The 15,890-nt window shown below is 61.1% G+C and carries 14 protein-coding genes; 7 read left to right on the top strand and 7 right to left on the bottom strand.

Annotated elements, in window-relative coordinates; genetic code table 11:
• The first annotated feature begins 2 nt into the window (after nt 1-2).
• Genes menB through menE form a run of 3 tightly spaced genes read left to right on the top strand, consistent with a single transcriptional unit; the run spans nt 3 to nt 3,216 of the window.
• Nucleotides 3-860: a 1,4-dihydroxy-2-naphthoyl-CoA synthase gene (gene menB / locus ACUTQY_RS04480; protein ID WP_033639797.1), complete on the top strand. Its 858-nt coding sequence runs from the start codon at nt 3-5 to the stop codon at nt 858-860.
• Entirely contained in the window at nt 860-1,843 is a 984-nt protein-coding gene (menC, locus tag ACUTQY_RS04475; RefSeq protein WP_033643847.1) for an o-succinylbenzoate synthase, read from the top strand. The genes menB and menC overlap by 1 nt, the downstream gene beginning before the upstream one ends.
• Nucleotides 1,831-3,216, top strand: a complete 1,386-nt coding sequence (gene menE / locus ACUTQY_RS04470) for an o-succinylbenzoate--CoA ligase (RefSeq protein ID WP_046687540.1) — start codon at nt 1,831-1,833, stop codon at nt 3,214-3,216. The genes menC and menE overlap by 13 nt, the downstream gene beginning before the upstream one ends.
• Nucleotides 3,217-3,260: 44 nt before the next feature.
• On the opposite strand, the gene katA is transcribed toward menE, so the two are convergent.
• Nucleotides 3,261-4,697: a catalase KatA gene (gene katA / locus ACUTQY_RS04465; RefSeq protein ID WP_025303647.1), complete on the bottom strand. Its 1,437-nt coding sequence runs from the start codon at nt 4,695-4,697 to the stop codon at nt 3,261-3,263.
• A 338-nt stretch (nt 4,698-5,035) separates the two neighbouring features.
• Here katA and ACUTQY_RS04460 point away from each other — a divergent pair, with 338 nt between their 5' ends.
• Complete coding sequence (locus ACUTQY_RS04460) at nt 5,036-5,575, top strand: YfaZ family outer membrane protein (protein WP_033643844.1); 540 nt, start codon at nt 5,036-5,038, stop codon at nt 5,573-5,575.
• A 61-nt stretch (nt 5,576-5,636) separates the two neighbouring features.
• Here the strand turns inward: ACUTQY_RS04460 and tyrP are convergent, their stop codons facing one another.
• Nucleotides 5,637-6,845: a tyrosine transporter TyrP gene (gene tyrP, locus ACUTQY_RS04455; protein ID WP_004935940.1), complete on the bottom strand. Its 1,209-nt coding sequence runs from the start codon at nt 6,843-6,845 to the stop codon at nt 5,637-5,639.
• Nucleotides 6,846-7,090: 245 nt separating this feature from the next.
• Between tyrP and ACUTQY_RS04450 the strand changes: the two genes are divergently transcribed.
• Nucleotides 7,091-8,287 carry a nicotinamide mononucleotide deamidase-related protein YfaY gene (locus ACUTQY_RS04450; RefSeq protein WP_033651929.1) on the top strand — a complete coding sequence of 399 codons (1,197 nt, stop codon included), beginning with the start codon at nt 7,091-7,093 and terminating at the stop codon, nt 8,285-8,287.
• A 3-nt stretch (nt 8,288-8,290) separates the two neighbouring features.
• Here ACUTQY_RS04450 and ACUTQY_RS04445 read toward each other — a convergent pair whose 3' ends face one another.
• Nucleotides 8,291-9,499, bottom strand: coding sequence for an FAD-dependent oxidoreductase (locus ACUTQY_RS04445; protein ID WP_240480468.1), 1,209 nt, complete (start codon nt 9,497-9,499; stop codon nt 8,291-8,293).
• 221 nt (nt 9,500-9,720) lie between these two features.
• Here ACUTQY_RS04445 and ACUTQY_RS04440 point away from each other — a divergent pair, with 221 nt between their 5' ends.
• Both ACUTQY_RS04440 and ACUTQY_RS04435 read left to right on the top strand, forming a co-directional pair.
• Nucleotides 9,721-10,437, top strand: coding sequence for an AraC family transcriptional regulator (locus ACUTQY_RS04440; protein WP_342188153.1), 717 nt, complete (start codon nt 9,721-9,723; stop codon nt 10,435-10,437).
• A gap of 231 nt (nt 10,438-10,668) precedes the next feature.
• Nucleotides 10,669-10,821 (top strand): Hok/Gef family protein, encoded by a 153-nt coding sequence (locus tag ACUTQY_RS04435; protein ID WP_004935921.1) that lies wholly within the window; start codon nt 10,669-10,671, stop codon nt 10,819-10,821.
• A gap of 59 nt (nt 10,822-10,880) precedes the next feature.
• Here ACUTQY_RS04435 and yfaE read toward each other — a convergent pair whose 3' ends face one another.
• The 4 genes from yfaE to ubiG all read right to left on the bottom strand — a co-directional run bounded on the left by yfaE (nt 10,881) and on the right by ubiG (nt 15,795).
• Entirely contained in the window at nt 10,881-11,141 is a 261-nt protein-coding gene (yfaE, locus tag ACUTQY_RS04430) for a class I ribonucleotide reductase maintenance protein YfaE (protein ID WP_015378558.1), read from the bottom strand.
• Nucleotides 11,142-11,144: 3 nt separating this feature from the next.
• Nucleotides 11,145-12,275: a class Ia ribonucleoside-diphosphate reductase subunit beta gene (gene nrdB, locus ACUTQY_RS04425; protein ID WP_019453694.1), complete on the bottom strand. Its 1,131-nt coding sequence runs from the start codon at nt 12,273-12,275 to the stop codon at nt 11,145-11,147.
• Between the two features lie 67 nt (nt 12,276-12,342).
• Complete coding sequence (gene nrdA, locus ACUTQY_RS04420) at nt 12,343-14,631, bottom strand: class 1a ribonucleoside-diphosphate reductase subunit alpha (RefSeq protein ID WP_033632525.1); 2,289 nt, start codon at nt 14,629-14,631, stop codon at nt 12,343-12,345.
• A 438-nt stretch (nt 14,632-15,069) separates the two neighbouring features.
• Entirely contained in the window at nt 15,070-15,795 is a 726-nt protein-coding gene (gene ubiG, locus ACUTQY_RS04415) for a bifunctional 2-polyprenyl-6-hydroxyphenol methylase/3-demethylubiquinol 3-O-methyltransferase UbiG (RefSeq protein WP_033644327.1), read from the bottom strand.
• Between the last annotated feature and the right edge of the window lie 95 nt (nt 15,796-15,890).

The raw sequence follows: 15,890 nt of genomic DNA, 5'->3' as shown, positions 1-15,890 counted from the left end.
ACATGCTTTATCCGAATGAAGAACACCTGTATGCCGCCATCGCCTGGCAGGATTGCACCGGCGATTTCGAAGACATTCTGTATCACAAGTCCGCCGACGGCATCGCCAAAATCACCATCAACCGGCCGCAGGTGCGCAACGCGTTTCGTCCGCAAACGGTCAAAGAGATGATCGACGCGCTGGCCAACGCCCGTTACGACGACGGCATCGGCGTCATTATTCTGACCGGCGCCGGCGATAAGGCCTTCTGCTCCGGCGGCGATCAGAAAGTGCGCGGCGACTACGGCGGCTATCGCGACGACAGCGGCGTACATCACCTCAACGTGCTGGACTTCCAGCGCCAGATCCGCACCTGCCCGAAGCCGGTGGTGGCGATGGTGGCCGGCTATTCGATCGGCGGCGGCCACGTGCTGCACATGATGTGCGATCTGACCATCGCGGCGGATAACGCCATCTTCGGTCAGACCGGCCCGAAAGTGGGCTCGTTCGACGGCGGCTGGGGCGCGTCTTACATGGCGCGCATCGTCGGCCAGAAGAAGGCGCGCGAAATCTGGTTCCTGTGCCGCCAGTACGACGCCGCCGCCGCGCTGGACATGGGCCTGGTCAATACCGTCGTGCCGCTGGCCGATCTGGAAAAAGAGACGGTGCGCTGGTGCCGCGAAATGCTGCAGAACAGCCCGATGGCGCTGCGCTGCCTGAAGGCGGCGCTGAATGCCGACTGCGACGGCCAGGCCGGTTTGCAGGAGCTGGCGGGCAACGCCACCATGCTGTTCTACATGACCGACGAAGGGCAGGAAGGGCGCAACGCGTTCAACGAGAAGCGCCAACCGGACTTCAGCAAATTCAAGCGTAACCCGTAATGAGCGGGGCAAACCGCAGCGCGGCGCTATACCGTTACAGCCTGCCGATGGAGGCGGGCGTGGTGCTGCGCAATCAACGGTTGAAAACGCGTGACGGATGGGTGGTGCAGCTGTGTCAGGGCGAGCGTGAAGGTTGGGGCGAGATCGCGCCGCTGCCGGAATTCAGCCGGGAAACGCCGGCGCAGGCCGAACAGGCCGCGTTGGGCTGGCTGCAGGCGTGGTTGGCGGGCAACGAACCGGAGCACAGCGCGCTGCCCTCGGTGGCCTTTGGGCTCAGCTGTGCGCAGGCCGAGCTGGAGCAGCGTTTGCCGATGCAGGCGGATTTTCGCAAGGCGCCGCTGTGCACCGGCGATCCGGATGAGCTGTTCGAGACATTGAGCGCTTTGCCGGGCGAGAAAGTCGCCAAGGTGAAGGTGGGGCTGTATGAGGCGGTGCGGGACGGCATGATCGTCAACGTGTTGCTGGAGGCACTGCCGGATCTGCGGCTGCGGCTGGACGCCAACCGCAGCTGGACCCGCGCCAAGGCCGACGGCTTCGCCAGGTACGTTAACCCGGCGTGGCGCGATCGCATCGCCTTCCTGGAAGAGCCCTGCAAGACCCGTGATGAATCGCGCGACTTCGCCCGGGCGACCGGTATCGCCATCGCCTGGGATGAGAGCGTGCGGGAGGCGGACTTTGTGGTGCAGGCCGAGCCGGGCGTGGCGGCCATCGTGATCAAGCCGACGCTGGTCGGCAGCCTGGCGCGTTGCCAGACGCTGGTGGCGCAGGCGCACGCGGCGGGCCTGACGGCGGTGATCAGCTCCAGCCTCGAATCCAGCCTGGGGTTGACCCAGCTGGCGCGCATCGCCCATTGGCTGACGCCGGATACCGTGCCGGGCCTGGACACGCTGGGGTTGATGCAGGCGCAGGTGCTGCGCCCGTGGCCGGGCAGCGCGTTGCCGCTGCTGGATGTCTCGGCGCTGGAGTGCCTATGGCGCCGTTGAACGATTGGCCGTGGCGACACTGGGCGCGCACTCAGCCGCAGGCGACGGCGCTGATGCTCGGTGAACAACCGCTGAGCTGGCTGGCGTTGCAGAGCCAGGTGGATGAGCTGGCGGCGGATTTCCAGCATCAGGGCGTTGAACCGGGCTGCGGTGTGGCGCTGTGTGGTAAAAACAGCTATCCACTGCTGCTGGCCTATCTGGCGCTGTTGCAGTGCGGCGCACGCCTGTTGCCGCTCAATCCCGCCTTGCCGACGCCGCTGCTGGCGCAGCTGTTGCCGGAATTGGATATGACCTTTGTCTTCGGCCCGGACTCGTTGCCGGCGCTGCCGGAAGACGTGATTCGATTGACCCCGCCGTCGACCGAGCCGCGTTGGCCAGACCTGCCGACGTGGGATGCGCAGCGTCTGGCGACGCTGACGTTGACCTCCGGTTCCAGCGGCATGCCGAAAGCGGCCGCGCACAGCTATGCCAACCATCTGGCCAGCGCCGCCGGGGTGTTGGAGCTGATGGCGTTTCAGCGCGAGGATTGCTGGCTGCTGTCATTGCCGCTGTTTCACGTCTCCGGACAGGGCATTGTCTGGCGCTGGCTGGCGGCGGGCGCCCGGTTGGCGGTGCGCGAGATGCACCCGCTGAACGAGGCGTTGGCGGGATGCACGCATGCCTCGTTGGTGCCGACCCAGCTGTGGCGGCTGCTGGCGCAACCGCTGGCGGACATGACGCTGAAGGCGGTGCTGCTCGGCGGCGCGATGATCCCGGTGGAGCTGACCGAGCGGGCGGAGGCGGCGGGGATCCGTTGTTGGTGCGGCTACGGGCTGACCGAACTGGCCTCCACGGTGTGCGCCAAGCGCGCCGATGCGCGGGCGGGCGTCGGCCTGCCGCTCGGCGGCCGCGAGGTAAAACTGGTGGATGAAGAGGTCTGGATCCGCGCCGACAGCCTGGCGCTTGGCTACTGGCGTCATGGCCATCTGCAACCATTGGCCGATGAGCAGGGCTGGTTCCCGACCCGCGATCGCGGCGCGATGATCGAGGGGGAACTGCGAATTCTCGGCCGGCTGGACAACCTGTTTTTCAGCGGCGGCGAAGGGGTGCAGCCGGAAGATATCGAACGCGTGCTGGCGGCGCATCCGCAGATCACGCAGGCGTTTGTGGTGCCGGTGGCGGACGCCGAATTCGGTCAGCGGCCGGTGGCGGTGATCGACGGCGATCCGTCGCTGTCGCTGGCGACGCTGCTCGCCTGGTCGCAGGATAAGCTCGCCAATTTCCAACGCCCGACGGCATTGCTTCCGCTGCCTGACGAGCTGAAAAACGGCGGCATCAAGATTTCGCGCCGCCGGTTGCAGGCGTGGGTGGCGGAGCGCCTGCGTCAGGCATAAAAAAAGCCGCCCGAAAGGGCGGCTGAGCGAATGATGACGGCGGGTTATTTCAGTCCCAACGCCTTGGCGACGCCGGCGCCGTAGTCCGGGTGCACCTTGGTGAACAGCTCGACCTGACGGCGCTGGATGTGTTCCGGTACCTGCGACAGTTCGCCGGCGATGCGGGTGAACATGCGCTGGTGCTCTTCGGCGCTCAGCAGGTTGAACAGCGCGCGCGGCTGGCTGTAGTAATCGTCGTCTTCACGATGATTCCAGTGGTCGGCCGCGCCCTCAATGCTCAGCGGCGGCTCGCTGAAGTCCGGCTGCTCCTGGAACAGGCCGAAGCTGTTCGGTTCGTAGGTGGCGCCGTTGCCGCTGTTGCCGTCCACGCGCATCGCGCCGTCGCGATGGTAGTTGTGGAACGGGCATTTGGCGCCGTTCACCGGGATCTGGTGGTGGTTGACGCCCAGGCGGTAACGGTGCGCATCGCCATAGGAGAACAGGCGGCCCTGCAGCATTTTATCCGGCGAGAAACTGATGCCCGGCACCACGTTGGCGGGGTTCATCGCCACCTGCTCAACCTCTGAGAAGTAGTTGTCGGGGTTGCGGTTCAGCTCGAAATAGCCGACGTCGATCAGCGGGTAGTCGCCGTGCGGCCACACCTTGGTCAGATCGAACGGGTTGTATGGCGTCTGCGAGGCTTCGTGTTCCGGCATGATCTGAATTTGCAGCTTCCAGCGCGGGAAGTCGCCGCGTTTGATCGCGTCGAACAGATCGCGCTGTGAGCTTTCGCGATCCTTGGCGATGATCGCTTCCGCCTCTTCATCCATCAGGTTTTCAATGCCTTGCTCGCAGCGGAAGTGGAATTTCACCCAGAAACGTTCGTTGGCGGCATTGATAAAGCTGAAGGTGTGGCTGCCGAAACCGTGCATGTGACGGTAGGATTTCGGAATGCCGCGATCGCTGAAGTCGATGGTCAGCTGGTGCAGCGACTCCGGCAGGTGGGAGAAGAAATCCCACTTGTACACCGGATTACGCAGGTTGGTATGCGGATCGCGTTTCACCACGTGATTGAGATCGGGGAATTTCAGCGGATCGCGCAGATAGAACACCGGCGTATCGTTGCCCACCAAATCCCAGTTGCCTTCTTCGGTATAGAACTTCATGGCAAAACCGCGAATGTCGCGTTCGGCGTCGGCCGCGCCGCGCTCACCGGCGACGGTGGAGAAGCGGATAAACATGTCGGTCTGCTTACCGATTTCGGAGAAGATCTTGGCGCGCGTGTAGCGGGTGATGTCATGGGTGACGGTAAAGGTGCCGTAGGCGCCGGATCCTTTGGCGTGCATGCGGCGCTCGGGGATGACCTCGCGGTCGAAGTGGGCCAGTTTTTCCAGGAACCACACGTCCTGCAACAGCATCGGGCCGCGTTTGCCCGCGGTGATCACGTTATTGTTATCGACAACCGGGGCGCCGGCTGCGGTGGTCAGTCCTTTCTTGCTCATCACTTGCTCCTTATCGTAGTGCAGTTAAGTAAAGACTCGGGCGGTTTAAGCGTTCATCAGCATAGTCCTTTGGCGGGGCTTCTTCCCCTGACCTTGGTCAAAGCCACTACTAGTTGTAGCCCTATTGGCGAGCGACGGCAAATAGGTCTCGGTTATCGTTGGCATCGCCTTGACGAATATGGATTTTTGTTTGCAAATTTTTACATTTATTTGATTATTGAAGAATTTTTTCGCTTTTATCCCTTAAATACTCATTGCGCTTTGGTATAGACTCATGACGTTATTATTTTGCGTTGATTCGATCATTCGGTACGGATGACAAACCAGAGGGAAAGATGATGAAAAAGACTTGGGTCGCGTGCGCGGCAGGATTGCTGTTTGTGACCGGCGCGGCGAACGCCATCAGCGTGTCGGGCGAAGCCGGGCAACACTACACCAACCTGGGCGTTGGCATGAGTACCGGCTCTTCAGGTCTGGGCCTGACCGGCAACTGGGCGCGCAGCGACCACGACGGCAACGTCGGCAGCGTGGGGTTGAACTTCGGCGTGCCGCTGGGGCCGTTGACGGCGACCGTGGGCGCCAAAGCGCTGTACCTCAGCCCGAAAGACGGGAAGAGCGGCGGGGCGGTGGCGCTGGGCGGCGGCCTGGAGTGGGAAATTAACCGTTACTTCAGCCTGCACGGCGAAGGTTACTTTGCCCCTGAGTCTTTCACCAGCGGCGTGAAGGCCTATAACGAAGCCAGCGGCGGCCTGCGCTGGAAGTTCCGTCCGCTGAGCGTGGACGTGGGCTACCGTTACATGCAGATGGAAGGCAAAGACGGGCGTCGCGACAACACCCTGGCCGATGGCCCTTATGTCGGTGTCGGTCTGAGCTTCTGACGCTCAGCAAAAAGGGGCCATTGCGGCCCCTTTCTCTTTATCATTCTTTGTCTTTCGTCGCTTACCCGACCGCCGGCAGCATGCCGCTGGCGATGCCCAGTTGGATGGCGATCACCGTTACCCCACAGACAAACACCAGCGCCAGCGCAGGGGTGCCGCCCCAGACGCGATATTGTGCCTGATGCTTTTGGCGAGTTTTCCACACCAGCAGCGAAGGCAGCAGCAGCGCCAGCACCGACAGGGCGATGGCGGCGAAACCCAACGCCAGCACGAAACCGCGCGGATAGAACAGCGCGAAGGCCAGCGGCGGCAGGAAGGTGATGGCGCCGGTTTGCAGGCGGCCACGCACGTTATCTTGCCGCTTGAACAGGTCAGCCAGGAAATCGAACAGCCCAAGCGCAACGCCGAGGAACGAGGTCGCCAGCGCCAGATCGGCGAACAGGTGCACCGCCAGTTCAACGTGCGGCGAAGCTACTGCATCACGCACCGCCTGCAACAGGCCATTCAGCCCGGCCTGCTGCGCCAGAATGCCGACGAAGGTGTCGGAGCTGATACTGCCCAGCGTTGCCAGCTGCCAGAAGATATAGGCGATCAGCGGGATGGCGCTGCCGATGATGAACACCCAACGCAGTTTGCGAATGTTGCCGCCCATGTAGTTGACGATGCTCGGCACGCTGCCGTGGAAGCCGAATGAGGTGAAGATCACCGGAATGGCCGATAACGCCAGGCCTTGCTCCAGCGGCAACGTCATCAGATTGGTCTGGTGGATATTCGGCAACATCAGGCCGAGCATCACCACCAGAAACACCACTTTCGCGCTGAACAGGATGCGGTTGAACAAGTCGACCGAGTGGGTGCCGATGCACACCACGCCGCCGGCCACCAGGGTGAACAGCAGGACGCCGAGCGACACCGGGAAGTCCTGCGATGTCCATTGGCTGATGCTGGTGGCGAGCAGTTCGCCGGCGCCGCTAATGTAGGCGGCGGTGAGGGCATACATCAGGAACATCATGCTAAAGCTGGTCAGCCACTGGCCGCCGCCGCCGAGATAACGTTTGGCAAGCGTGCCCAGACCGGTATCCGCCTGCTCATGCTGGTAAACCTCCACCAGTAACAGCGCGGTGTAACACATCAACAGCCACAGCCCGACCAGTAAGGCCAGCGTGACGCCGAAACCGACGCCGGCCGCCGCCAGCGGCATCGCCAGCATCCCGGCGCCAATGGTGGTGCCCGCCACGATAAAAACACTGCCAAGAGTGCGATTCTTCACGTTTTTTCTCTACCAGCCGAAAGATTTTGAAAATTATAGGTAACGATTTATGAGGATGGCAGGATAGTGGAAGCCCTAATTTGTGTCAAACCGGCGTTACGCGCATTGTAAATTAAAGTTTACAACCTTGCGAGCGGCATGGCGCATGATGAACGACGCGATGGCGGAAATAATCCGACGGCGGCTAGTGAAAAGTTATTTACGGGCTTCTATAGTGGAATGACCAAAAAATGTGGGAGAGATCAATGTTAAGGGTGGAGATGCTCAGCACCGGCGATGAGGTGCTGCACGGGCAAATTATTGATACCAACGCCGCCTGGCTGGCGGACTACCTGTTCCAGCAGGGCGTGCCGATGAGCGGGCGGGAAACGGTAGGGGACAGCCTCTCTGCTTTGATCGAGATCCTGCAGGAACGCAGCCATATCGCCGATGTGCTGATTGTCAACGGCGGCCTGGGGCCGACCAGCGACGATTTGAGCGCGCTGGCCGCCGCGAAAGCCTGCGGCGTAGAGCTGATTGAACGGGCTGACTGGCTGGCGCGTATGGAAGCCTATTTCGCCGAGCGCGGGCGGCCGATGGCCCCTTCCAACCGCAAGCAGGCGCAGATCCCGGCCAATGCGGAAATGCTGGATAACCCGGTGGGCACCGCCTGCGGTTTCGCGTTGCAGCTGAACCAATGCCTGATGTTCTTCACCCCCGGCGTGCCTTCGGAATTCAAAGTGATGGTCGAACAGCAGATCGTGCCGCGTCTGCGCCAGCGCTTCACTTTGCCGGCGCCGCCGCTGTGCCTGCGTCTGACGACGTTCGGTACCTCCGAGAGCGATCTGGCCGCCGAACTGGACAGCCTGCCGCTGCCGCCGGACGTGGTGCTGGGTTACCGCTCGTCCAGCCCGATCATTGAGCTGAAGCTGACCGGGCCGGAAAGCCGGCGCGCGGAGATGGAGCTGGCCTGGCGACGCGTGCGCGAGGTAGCGGGGGACAACTGCATCTTCGAAGGCACCGTCGGGTTGCCGGCGACGCTGACGCAGCGCCTGAATCAGCAAGGGCTGAAGCTGGCGTTGAGCGAGCAATTCAGCGGCGGCTTGATCAACCTGCAGCTGCAGAGCGAAGGCGCGCCGCTGGCGGGGGGAGAGCTGCTGCCGGCCCACTGCATCGAAACGCTGGAAACGACGCTGGCGCGCGCCCGCTCGCTGGCGGAATTGACCGGCGCGCCGTTGGCGTTGGCGGTCAGCGCCATGCGCGATGAGCAGGTGAGCATTGCGCTGCACACGCCGCGCGGCGGGATTGGCCAGACCGTGCGTTATCGCGCGTCGCGCCACGGGCTGCGGCTGCGGCAGGAGTCGGTGGCGATGCTGGCGCTGGATATGCTGCGCCGTTGGCTGAATGGGGGCCAGGCGTGCGGTAAAAACGCCTGGCTGGAGGTGGTGGAAATTATCGAGTGACGCTCATGGCGCTGAGTTGTCTGCCTCACTGTTTTGTTGTAGCCGTTCGGACGCCAGGCGTGAAAGACGTATTGCCGCCGCGCCTCGCGTTTGCAGCTCTGTACCGTAGTTCCTGAGCGCCTGCGCGGCGCTGTCTGAGTGCGCCAGATGCGCCGCCAGGCTGGCGGCGTCTACCAGCGCGGTGTTGGCGCCGAGCCCACCTGCCGGGCTCATGGCGTGCACGGCGTCGCCGAGAAAGGCGATGCGTTCGCTGTGCCATTCCGGCATCGTCGCCGTAACCTGCACCGTCCGCACGCTGAGCGACAGGGGATCCGCCAGCGCTAACGCCGTTTGCAAGGCGGGCGCCCATCCTTGCGAGATATGCCGTACGCGCGCCTGCAACGCGGTGTTCTCCTCCAGTCCCGGGGCTCCGCCGAGACGTTCAGCCGAACCGATACAGGCCCAATAGAGATAGTCGTCGACCGGCGAGAGGCGGCAATCGGGCGCGTAGTCGGCCGCCAGTTGCGCCATGGGGGCCTGAAAGCGCATCGGCTCAACCACCAGCGACACGCCGTCGGCGAAGATCACCGATACGCCGTTCAGCAGCTCAGGGGCCAATTGGGCCCGGGTCGCCGCATCGAGCGGCGTTTTGCCGTAGAGGGTGACCGCACCGCTGTCTTCTGGCCCCGCCTCGGGCAGGCAGCGCCGCCGCACCAGCGAGTTGACGCCGTCGGCGGCGATCAGCACATCGACCCGCACGTGTTCGCCGTTGGCGAACTGAAGTTCCACACCCTGCGGCGTTTGTGCAAATTCACGCAAGGTATGGCCGAAACGCACCCGGTCTTGCAGGCCGGCAAGCAGGATCTCGCGCAGCGTTTGGCGATGAATGCCGAGATCGCCGCCCGGTTCTTGCGTTTGGCGCTGGCTGGAGGGCAACCAGTGCTCGGGGCGCCGGCCGGTGAGCGGGGCAAGCTGCGGATCCCATAGATTGCTCTCGCCGCTGTTTTGCGCGCTGCCGGCGCAGAGCAAGCGGTAGTGCGCCGGCGGCAGGCAGGCGGCCAGCGCCTGCTGCCCCGACGGATCGATGCGCAGCCGGTAGCCCTGATCGCGTGCTTGCGGTGTGGTGTCGCGTTCAAACACCGTGGCGTGGATGCCAAAGCGGCGCAGTCCCTGAGCCAGACACAGGCCGCCGGGCCCGGCGCCGATAATGCCAATGCTGAGTGTTGTCATCATGTTCCCTCGTGAGTCAGTGGCCGCAGACGGTCGCGGCCGGAAGCATTTCATTATGTCGGTGCAGGAAAAGGTTGGTATAACGGTATCTGGACTAAAAATAGTGATTAGTGGCCAATATGAACGATAACCCTCACTTCGCCGACGCTGACTGCAGCGAATGGCGGGCGGGCCCCTAGCTGATCGCCCTTGGCGGCCGCGATGCGGCAGGCCGGGAGTATCGGTTGGGCACGCGCGAATACGACTGGCATCAGCATGTGCGCGGGCAGCTGCTGTGCGTCGAAAGCGGTTTGCTGCATATACGCACGGCGCACGGCGATTGGGTGCTGCCGCCGCAGCGGGCGGGGTGGATCCCGCCGGCGACGCAGCACCGGGTGCAGGTCTGCGGCGCGCTGAGCGGCTGGAGTTTGCTGCTGGCGCCGGAAGCCTGCAACGATCTGTCGAATGCACCCTGCGTCATCGGTATTAGCCCCGTGCTGCAGGCGCTGGCTCTGCGAGCAGAAGGCTGGGATAAACGCAGCGCGCTCACCCTGGAGCAGGATCGCATGGCGCAGGTGATGCGGGACGAGATACGGCTGGCGCCGACGGAGCCGCTGTATTTACCGATGTCGTCCCATCCGCGCCTGGCCGGCGTTCTGCAGGCCTTGCTGGCGCAACCGGGGAGCGAACGTTCACTGGAGGCGTGGGCTGAATGGGGGGCGATGTCGCCGCGTACCCTGCGGCGGCTGATGATTGGCGAGACGGGGTTGAGTTTTGCCCAGTGGCGTCAGCAGGCTCGGTTGTCATATGCGTTGGCGAAGCTGGCCGAAGGCGAAACGGTGCTGCAGATTGCGGAGGCGCTGGGGTATGCCTCGCCGAGCAATTTTATCGCCATGTTTCGTAAAGCCTTCGGCGATTCCCCGGCGCGTTATTTTTCCACATCGGCGGGAAAGGGGCGCTAAACGAAATACTTTGAGGATAGTTATATATCCCTGATTAATCATAATCTTATAGGGGATATTCGCGGTGAGGGAATGCTGTTACTCTCTTGACGGGTGCTTGAGACTGTTCGTCTTGGGCATTGTGTGACAAGGCGGATAGATGAAAGCCCCAGACTGACTCTCAATCAGAATGGGGCTGCACATACCGCCTAGACACCGGTATGGTAGCCCCTTCACAGCAAGGAGGCAAGCATGCGCTTAAGGCATGTGTTTCATTCGCTAACCGTTGTATGTATTACGGTTTTGTTATTTATCTGGATGATAAGAGACTCGCTGTGCGAGCTGAAAATCTACCAGGAAAATATCACTATCCTGATCAGGTTGGCGTGTGAGGTGAAGCGGTAATCCTAGGGCGGGGGCAACCCCGCCTTCTGGTCTCCTGGCGCGGTTTCCGGCACCCGACTTTACATTTCCAGCTCGATATCCGTCAGCGGCATGCAGCAGCAGGGCAGGATTTCACCGGCGTTGATAAACGCCAGCGGCTGTTGGCGGTAGGCCACTTCGCCTTTCACCAGCTTCAGGCGGCAGGCGCCGCAATAGCCGGAGCGGCATTGGTACTCCACCTGCACGTCGTGCAGTTCCAGCACGTCGAGCAGGCAGTTTTCACTGTTAGGGCAAGAGAGCTGCGTGCCGGCGGCGCGCAGCGTTACGGTTGGCGTCGCCATCGCTTACAGTTCGAAGTCGCTCAGGTCGTCGGCGTTGATCTCCGAGTCGATCTGGCCAACCAGGTAAGAGCTCACTTCCACTTCCTGCGGCGCTACCTGCACGTTGTCGGACACCAACCAGGCATTGATCCACGGGATCGGGTTGGAGCGGGTTTCGAACGGCAGACCGAGGCCGACCGCCTGCATGCGGATATTGGTGATGTACTCCACATACTGGCACAGGATGTCTTTGTTCAGGCCAATCATCGAGCCGTCGCGGAACAGGTATTCCGCCCACTCTTTCTCCTGCTGGGCGGCCAACACGAACAGATCGTAGCACTGCTGCTGACATTCCTCGGCGATCTCCGCCATTTCAGGATCGTCGGCGCCGGAACGCATCAGGTTCAGCATGTGCTGGGTGCCGGTCAGGTGCAGCGCTTCGTCGCGGGCGATCAGTTTGATGATTTTGGCGTTGCCTTCCATCAATTCGCGCTCGGCGAAAGCGAAGGAGCAGGCAAAGCTGACGTAGAAGCGGATCGCTTCCAGCGCGTTCACGCTCATCAGGCACAGGTACAGCTGCTTCTTCAGCGCACGCAGATTGACGGTGACGGTTTTTCCGTTCACCTGGTGGGTGCCTTCACCCAGCAGGTGATAGTAGCTGGTCATCTCGATCAGATCGTCGTAGTAGCCGGAAATGTCTTTCGCGCGCTTCTTGATCTCTTCGTTGGTGACGATGTCGTCGAACACCAGCGCCGGATCGTTGACGATGTTGCGGATGATGTGGGTGTAGGAACGGGAGTGGATAGTCTCGGAGAACGACCAGGTTTCCACCCAGGTTTCCAGCTCAGGGATCGAGATCAGCGGCAGCAGGGCGACGTTCGGGCTGCGGCCCTGGATGGAGTCCAGCAGGGTCTGATACTTCAGGTTGCTGATGAAGATGTGCTTCTCGTGCTCCGGCAGCGCCTGGTAATCGATGCGATCGCGGGAAACGTCAACCTCTTCCGGGCGCCAGAAGAAGGAGAGCTGTTTTTCGATCAGTTTTTCGAAGATTTCATGCTTTTGCTGGTCGAAACGCGCAACGTTTACCGACTGGCCGAAGAACATCGGCTCTTGCAGCTGGTCGTTTTTGGTCTGAGAAAAAGTGGTGTAAGCCATAAGCCTGAATCCATCGTAACGTGGCTAAATGAAGGGGCCGGAAAATTCCGGCCCGCTAGGTCAAACTTTAGATCTTGCAGGCGCCGCTTTCGCAGTCGTCATCGCCGGCCTTGGCAGGCTGCAAATCTTCCTGGGCGTCTTCCGCACCGTCGCGGGTGTTTTGGTAGTACAGCGTTTTCACGCCGAACTTGTAGGTGGTGAGCAGGTCTTTCAACAGCTGCTTCATCGGCACCTTGCCGCCCGGGAAGCGGGTCGGATCGTAGTTGGTGTTGGCCGAAATCGACTGGTCGATGAATTTCTGCATCAGCCCCACCAGCTGCAGATAGCCGTCGTTGCTCGGCATTTCCCACAGCAGCTCGTAGTTGTCTTTCAGACGCTCATACTCCGGCACCACCTGGCGCAGGATGCCGTCTTTCGACGCCTTGATGCTGATGTGGCCGCGCGGCGGCTCGATGCCGTTGGTGGCGTTGGAAATCTGCGAAGAGGTTTCCGACGGCATCAGGGCGGACAGCGTCGAGTTGCGCAGACCGGTTTCCTGGATCTCTTTACGCAGGGTTTCCCAGTCGTAGTGCAGCGGCTCGCTGCAGATCGCATCCAGGTCTTTCTTGTAGGTGTCGATCGGCAGGATGCCCTGCGAATAGGTGGTTTCGTTGAACCACGGGCAAGCGCCTTGTTCCTGCGCCAGACGGTTGGAGGCTTTCAGCAGGTAGTACTGAATGGCTTCGAACGTCTTGTGGGTCAGGTTGTTGGCGCTGCCGTCGGAGTAGCGCACGCCGTTCTTCGCCAGATAATAGGCGAAGTTGATGACGCCGATGCCCAGGGTGCGGCGACCCATTGCGCCACGGTGCGCGGCCTTGATCGGATAATCCTGATAATCCAGCAGGGCGTCCAGCGAACGTACCGCCAGGGTCGCCAGCTCTTCCAGATCGTCCAGGCTGTCGATCGCGCCCAGGTTGAAGGCGGACAGGGTGCACAGCGCGATCTCGCCGTTTTCGTCGTTGACGTCTTCCAGCGGCTTGGTCGGCAGTGCGATTTCCAGACACAGGTTGGACTGGCGCACCGGCGCGATCTGCGGATCGAACGGGCTGTGGGTGTTGCAGTGGTCGACGTTCTGGATATAGATACGGCCGGTAGAGGCGCGTTCTTGCATCATCAGCGAGAACAGCTCAACCGCTTTCACGCGCTTCTGGCGAATGCTGTCGTCTTTCTCGTACTGGGTGTACAGGCGCTCGAATTCGTCCTGATCGGCGAAGAACGCGTCATACAGCCCCGGCACGTCGGACGGGCTGAACAGAGTGATGTCTTCGCCCTTGATCAGGCGCTGGTACATCAGACGGTTCAACTGCACGCCGTAGTCCATGTGGCGCACGCGGTTGCCTTCAACGCCGCGGTTGTTTTTCAGCACCAGCAGGCTTTCCACTTCCAGGTGCCACATCGGGTAGAACAGCGTTGCCGCGCCACCGCGCACGCCGCCCTGCGAGCAGGATTTGACGGCGGTCTGGAAGTGTTTGTAGAACGGGATGCAGCCGGTATGGAAGGCTTCACCGCCACGGATCGGGCTGCCCAGCGCGCGGATGCGGCCGGCGTTGATGCCGATGCCGGCGCGTTGCGAAACGTATTTCACAATGGCGCTGGAGGTGGCGTTGATGGAGTCCAGGCTGTCGCCGCACTCGATCAGCACGCAGGAGCTGAACTGGCGGGTTGGGGTGCGCACGCCGGACATGATCGGTGTAGGCAGCGAAATCTTGAAGGTGGAAATCGCGTCGTAGAAACGTTTGACGTAATCCAGACGAGTTTCACGCGGGTAGTTGGAGAACAGGCAAGCGGACACCAGCATGTACAGGAACTGGGCGCTTTCGTAGATCTCGCCGCTGACGCGGTTCTGCACCAGATACTTGCCTTCCAGCTGCTTGACGGCGGCATAAGAGAAGTTCATGTCGCGCCAGTGATCGATAAAGGAGTCCATCTGCTCGAACTCTTCAGCGCTGTAGTCTTCCAGCAGATGTTTATCGTATTTGCCCATCTCGACCATGCGGGTCACGTGAGCGTGCAGCTTCGGCGGTTCGAACTGACCGTAAGCCTTTTTACGCAGGTGGAAGATCGCCAGGCGAGCGGCCAGGTACTGATAGTCCGGCGCATCGCGGGAGATCAGATCGGCAGCGGCTTTGATGATGGTTTCGTGAATGTCGGCGGTTTTGATGCCGTCATAAAACTGAATGTGGGAACGCAACTCTACTTGAGAAACCGAGACGTTGTGCAATCCTTCTGCGGCCCAATCGATGACCCGGTGGATTTTGTCGAGGTTGATGCGCTCTTTACGGCCATCGCGTTTAGTTACAAGCAGACTTTGGTTCATGTGGTGTTTTACCTGTCCGTATGGTGCCCCTAAGCAGAAGTGTAGTCGCTCTGCTCAGTATGTAAACACTATATATAGGGGTTGTATGTCGGTGAGGTAACAAGATAGTGAGAAAAAACGGCGTTTGCAAGTGAACAAAACCGGCCTAATTTGTGGATAACTTGGGGGTGAAATGTAACTTGCCGTTCGCAGTGCGCGCCGTGACTGGCGCGACAAGCTTGTCAATAAGCGAGATCAGATTTTACTGAAAAACTGAAAAAACCGATCGTTTGGCGTTTTATTAAACGTTAGAAAAAAACGGCATATTGATCTGATTTAATATTCTAAAAAACTGTCTACAACCACGATTTTGATCGAAGTCGCGGAAATTAGGTATTTTTCCTAACAGCGCGTTGGCGCCGAACCCCGATAACGCAGGGCCGGCGCGGTTTACAGCGCTCAGCCTTCGTGCTGGGTGTGCACCATGTAGTTCACGTCAACGTTGCGCCCAAGCTTGAAATGATCGGTGATCGGGTTGTAATGCAGGCCGATCATGTGCTTTTCGCGCAGCGGCGTGCCGTCGACCCAGCCGATCAGTTCGGAAGGGCGAATAAACTTCTTATGATCGTGGGTGCCCTGCGGCACCATCTTCAGCACGTACTCCGCGCCGATCACCGCCATCAGCCAGGCTTTGGTGTTGCGGTTGATGGTGGAAAAGAACACGTGGCCGCCCGGTTTCACCAGTTGGGCGCAGGCGCGCACCACCGAGGCCGGATCGGGCACGTGCTCCAGCATTTCCATGCAGGTGACCACGTCGTAGCGCTGCGGGTTGGCCTGAGCGTGGCTTTCCACCGTCTCCTGCACGTAAGTCACGTTCACGCCGCTTTCCAGCGCGTGCAGCCGGGCGACCTGCAGCGGCTCCCCGCCCATGTCCAGACCGGTCACTTCGGCGCCTTCGCGCGCCATGCTTTCCGCCAGAATGCCGCCGCCGCAGCCCACGTCGAGCACCTGCTTGTCAAAAATGCCGCCGGCGCGCTGCATGATGTAGTTCAGGCGCAGCGGGTTGATGCGGTGCAGCGGTTTGAACTCGCCTTCCAGATCCCACCAGCGGGAGGCGACGGCCTCGAACTTGGCGATTTCCTGGTGGTCAACGTTTTGCACTCGGCTGGATGATTCTGCGTTCATGGGCTTGTCTGGCTCCTTGTTCTCGTTGCGCGGATTATACATGTTCCGGCGCGGCATCGTCTGCGTCGATGCGTTTTTAGCGCACTAATCTGTAC

It is taken from the genome of Serratia sp. TSA_130.1, from assembly GCF_052691795.1.
The sequence above is the reverse complement of the archived record's forward strand: the minus strand, read 5'-3'. Positions and strand labels throughout refer to the sequence as shown.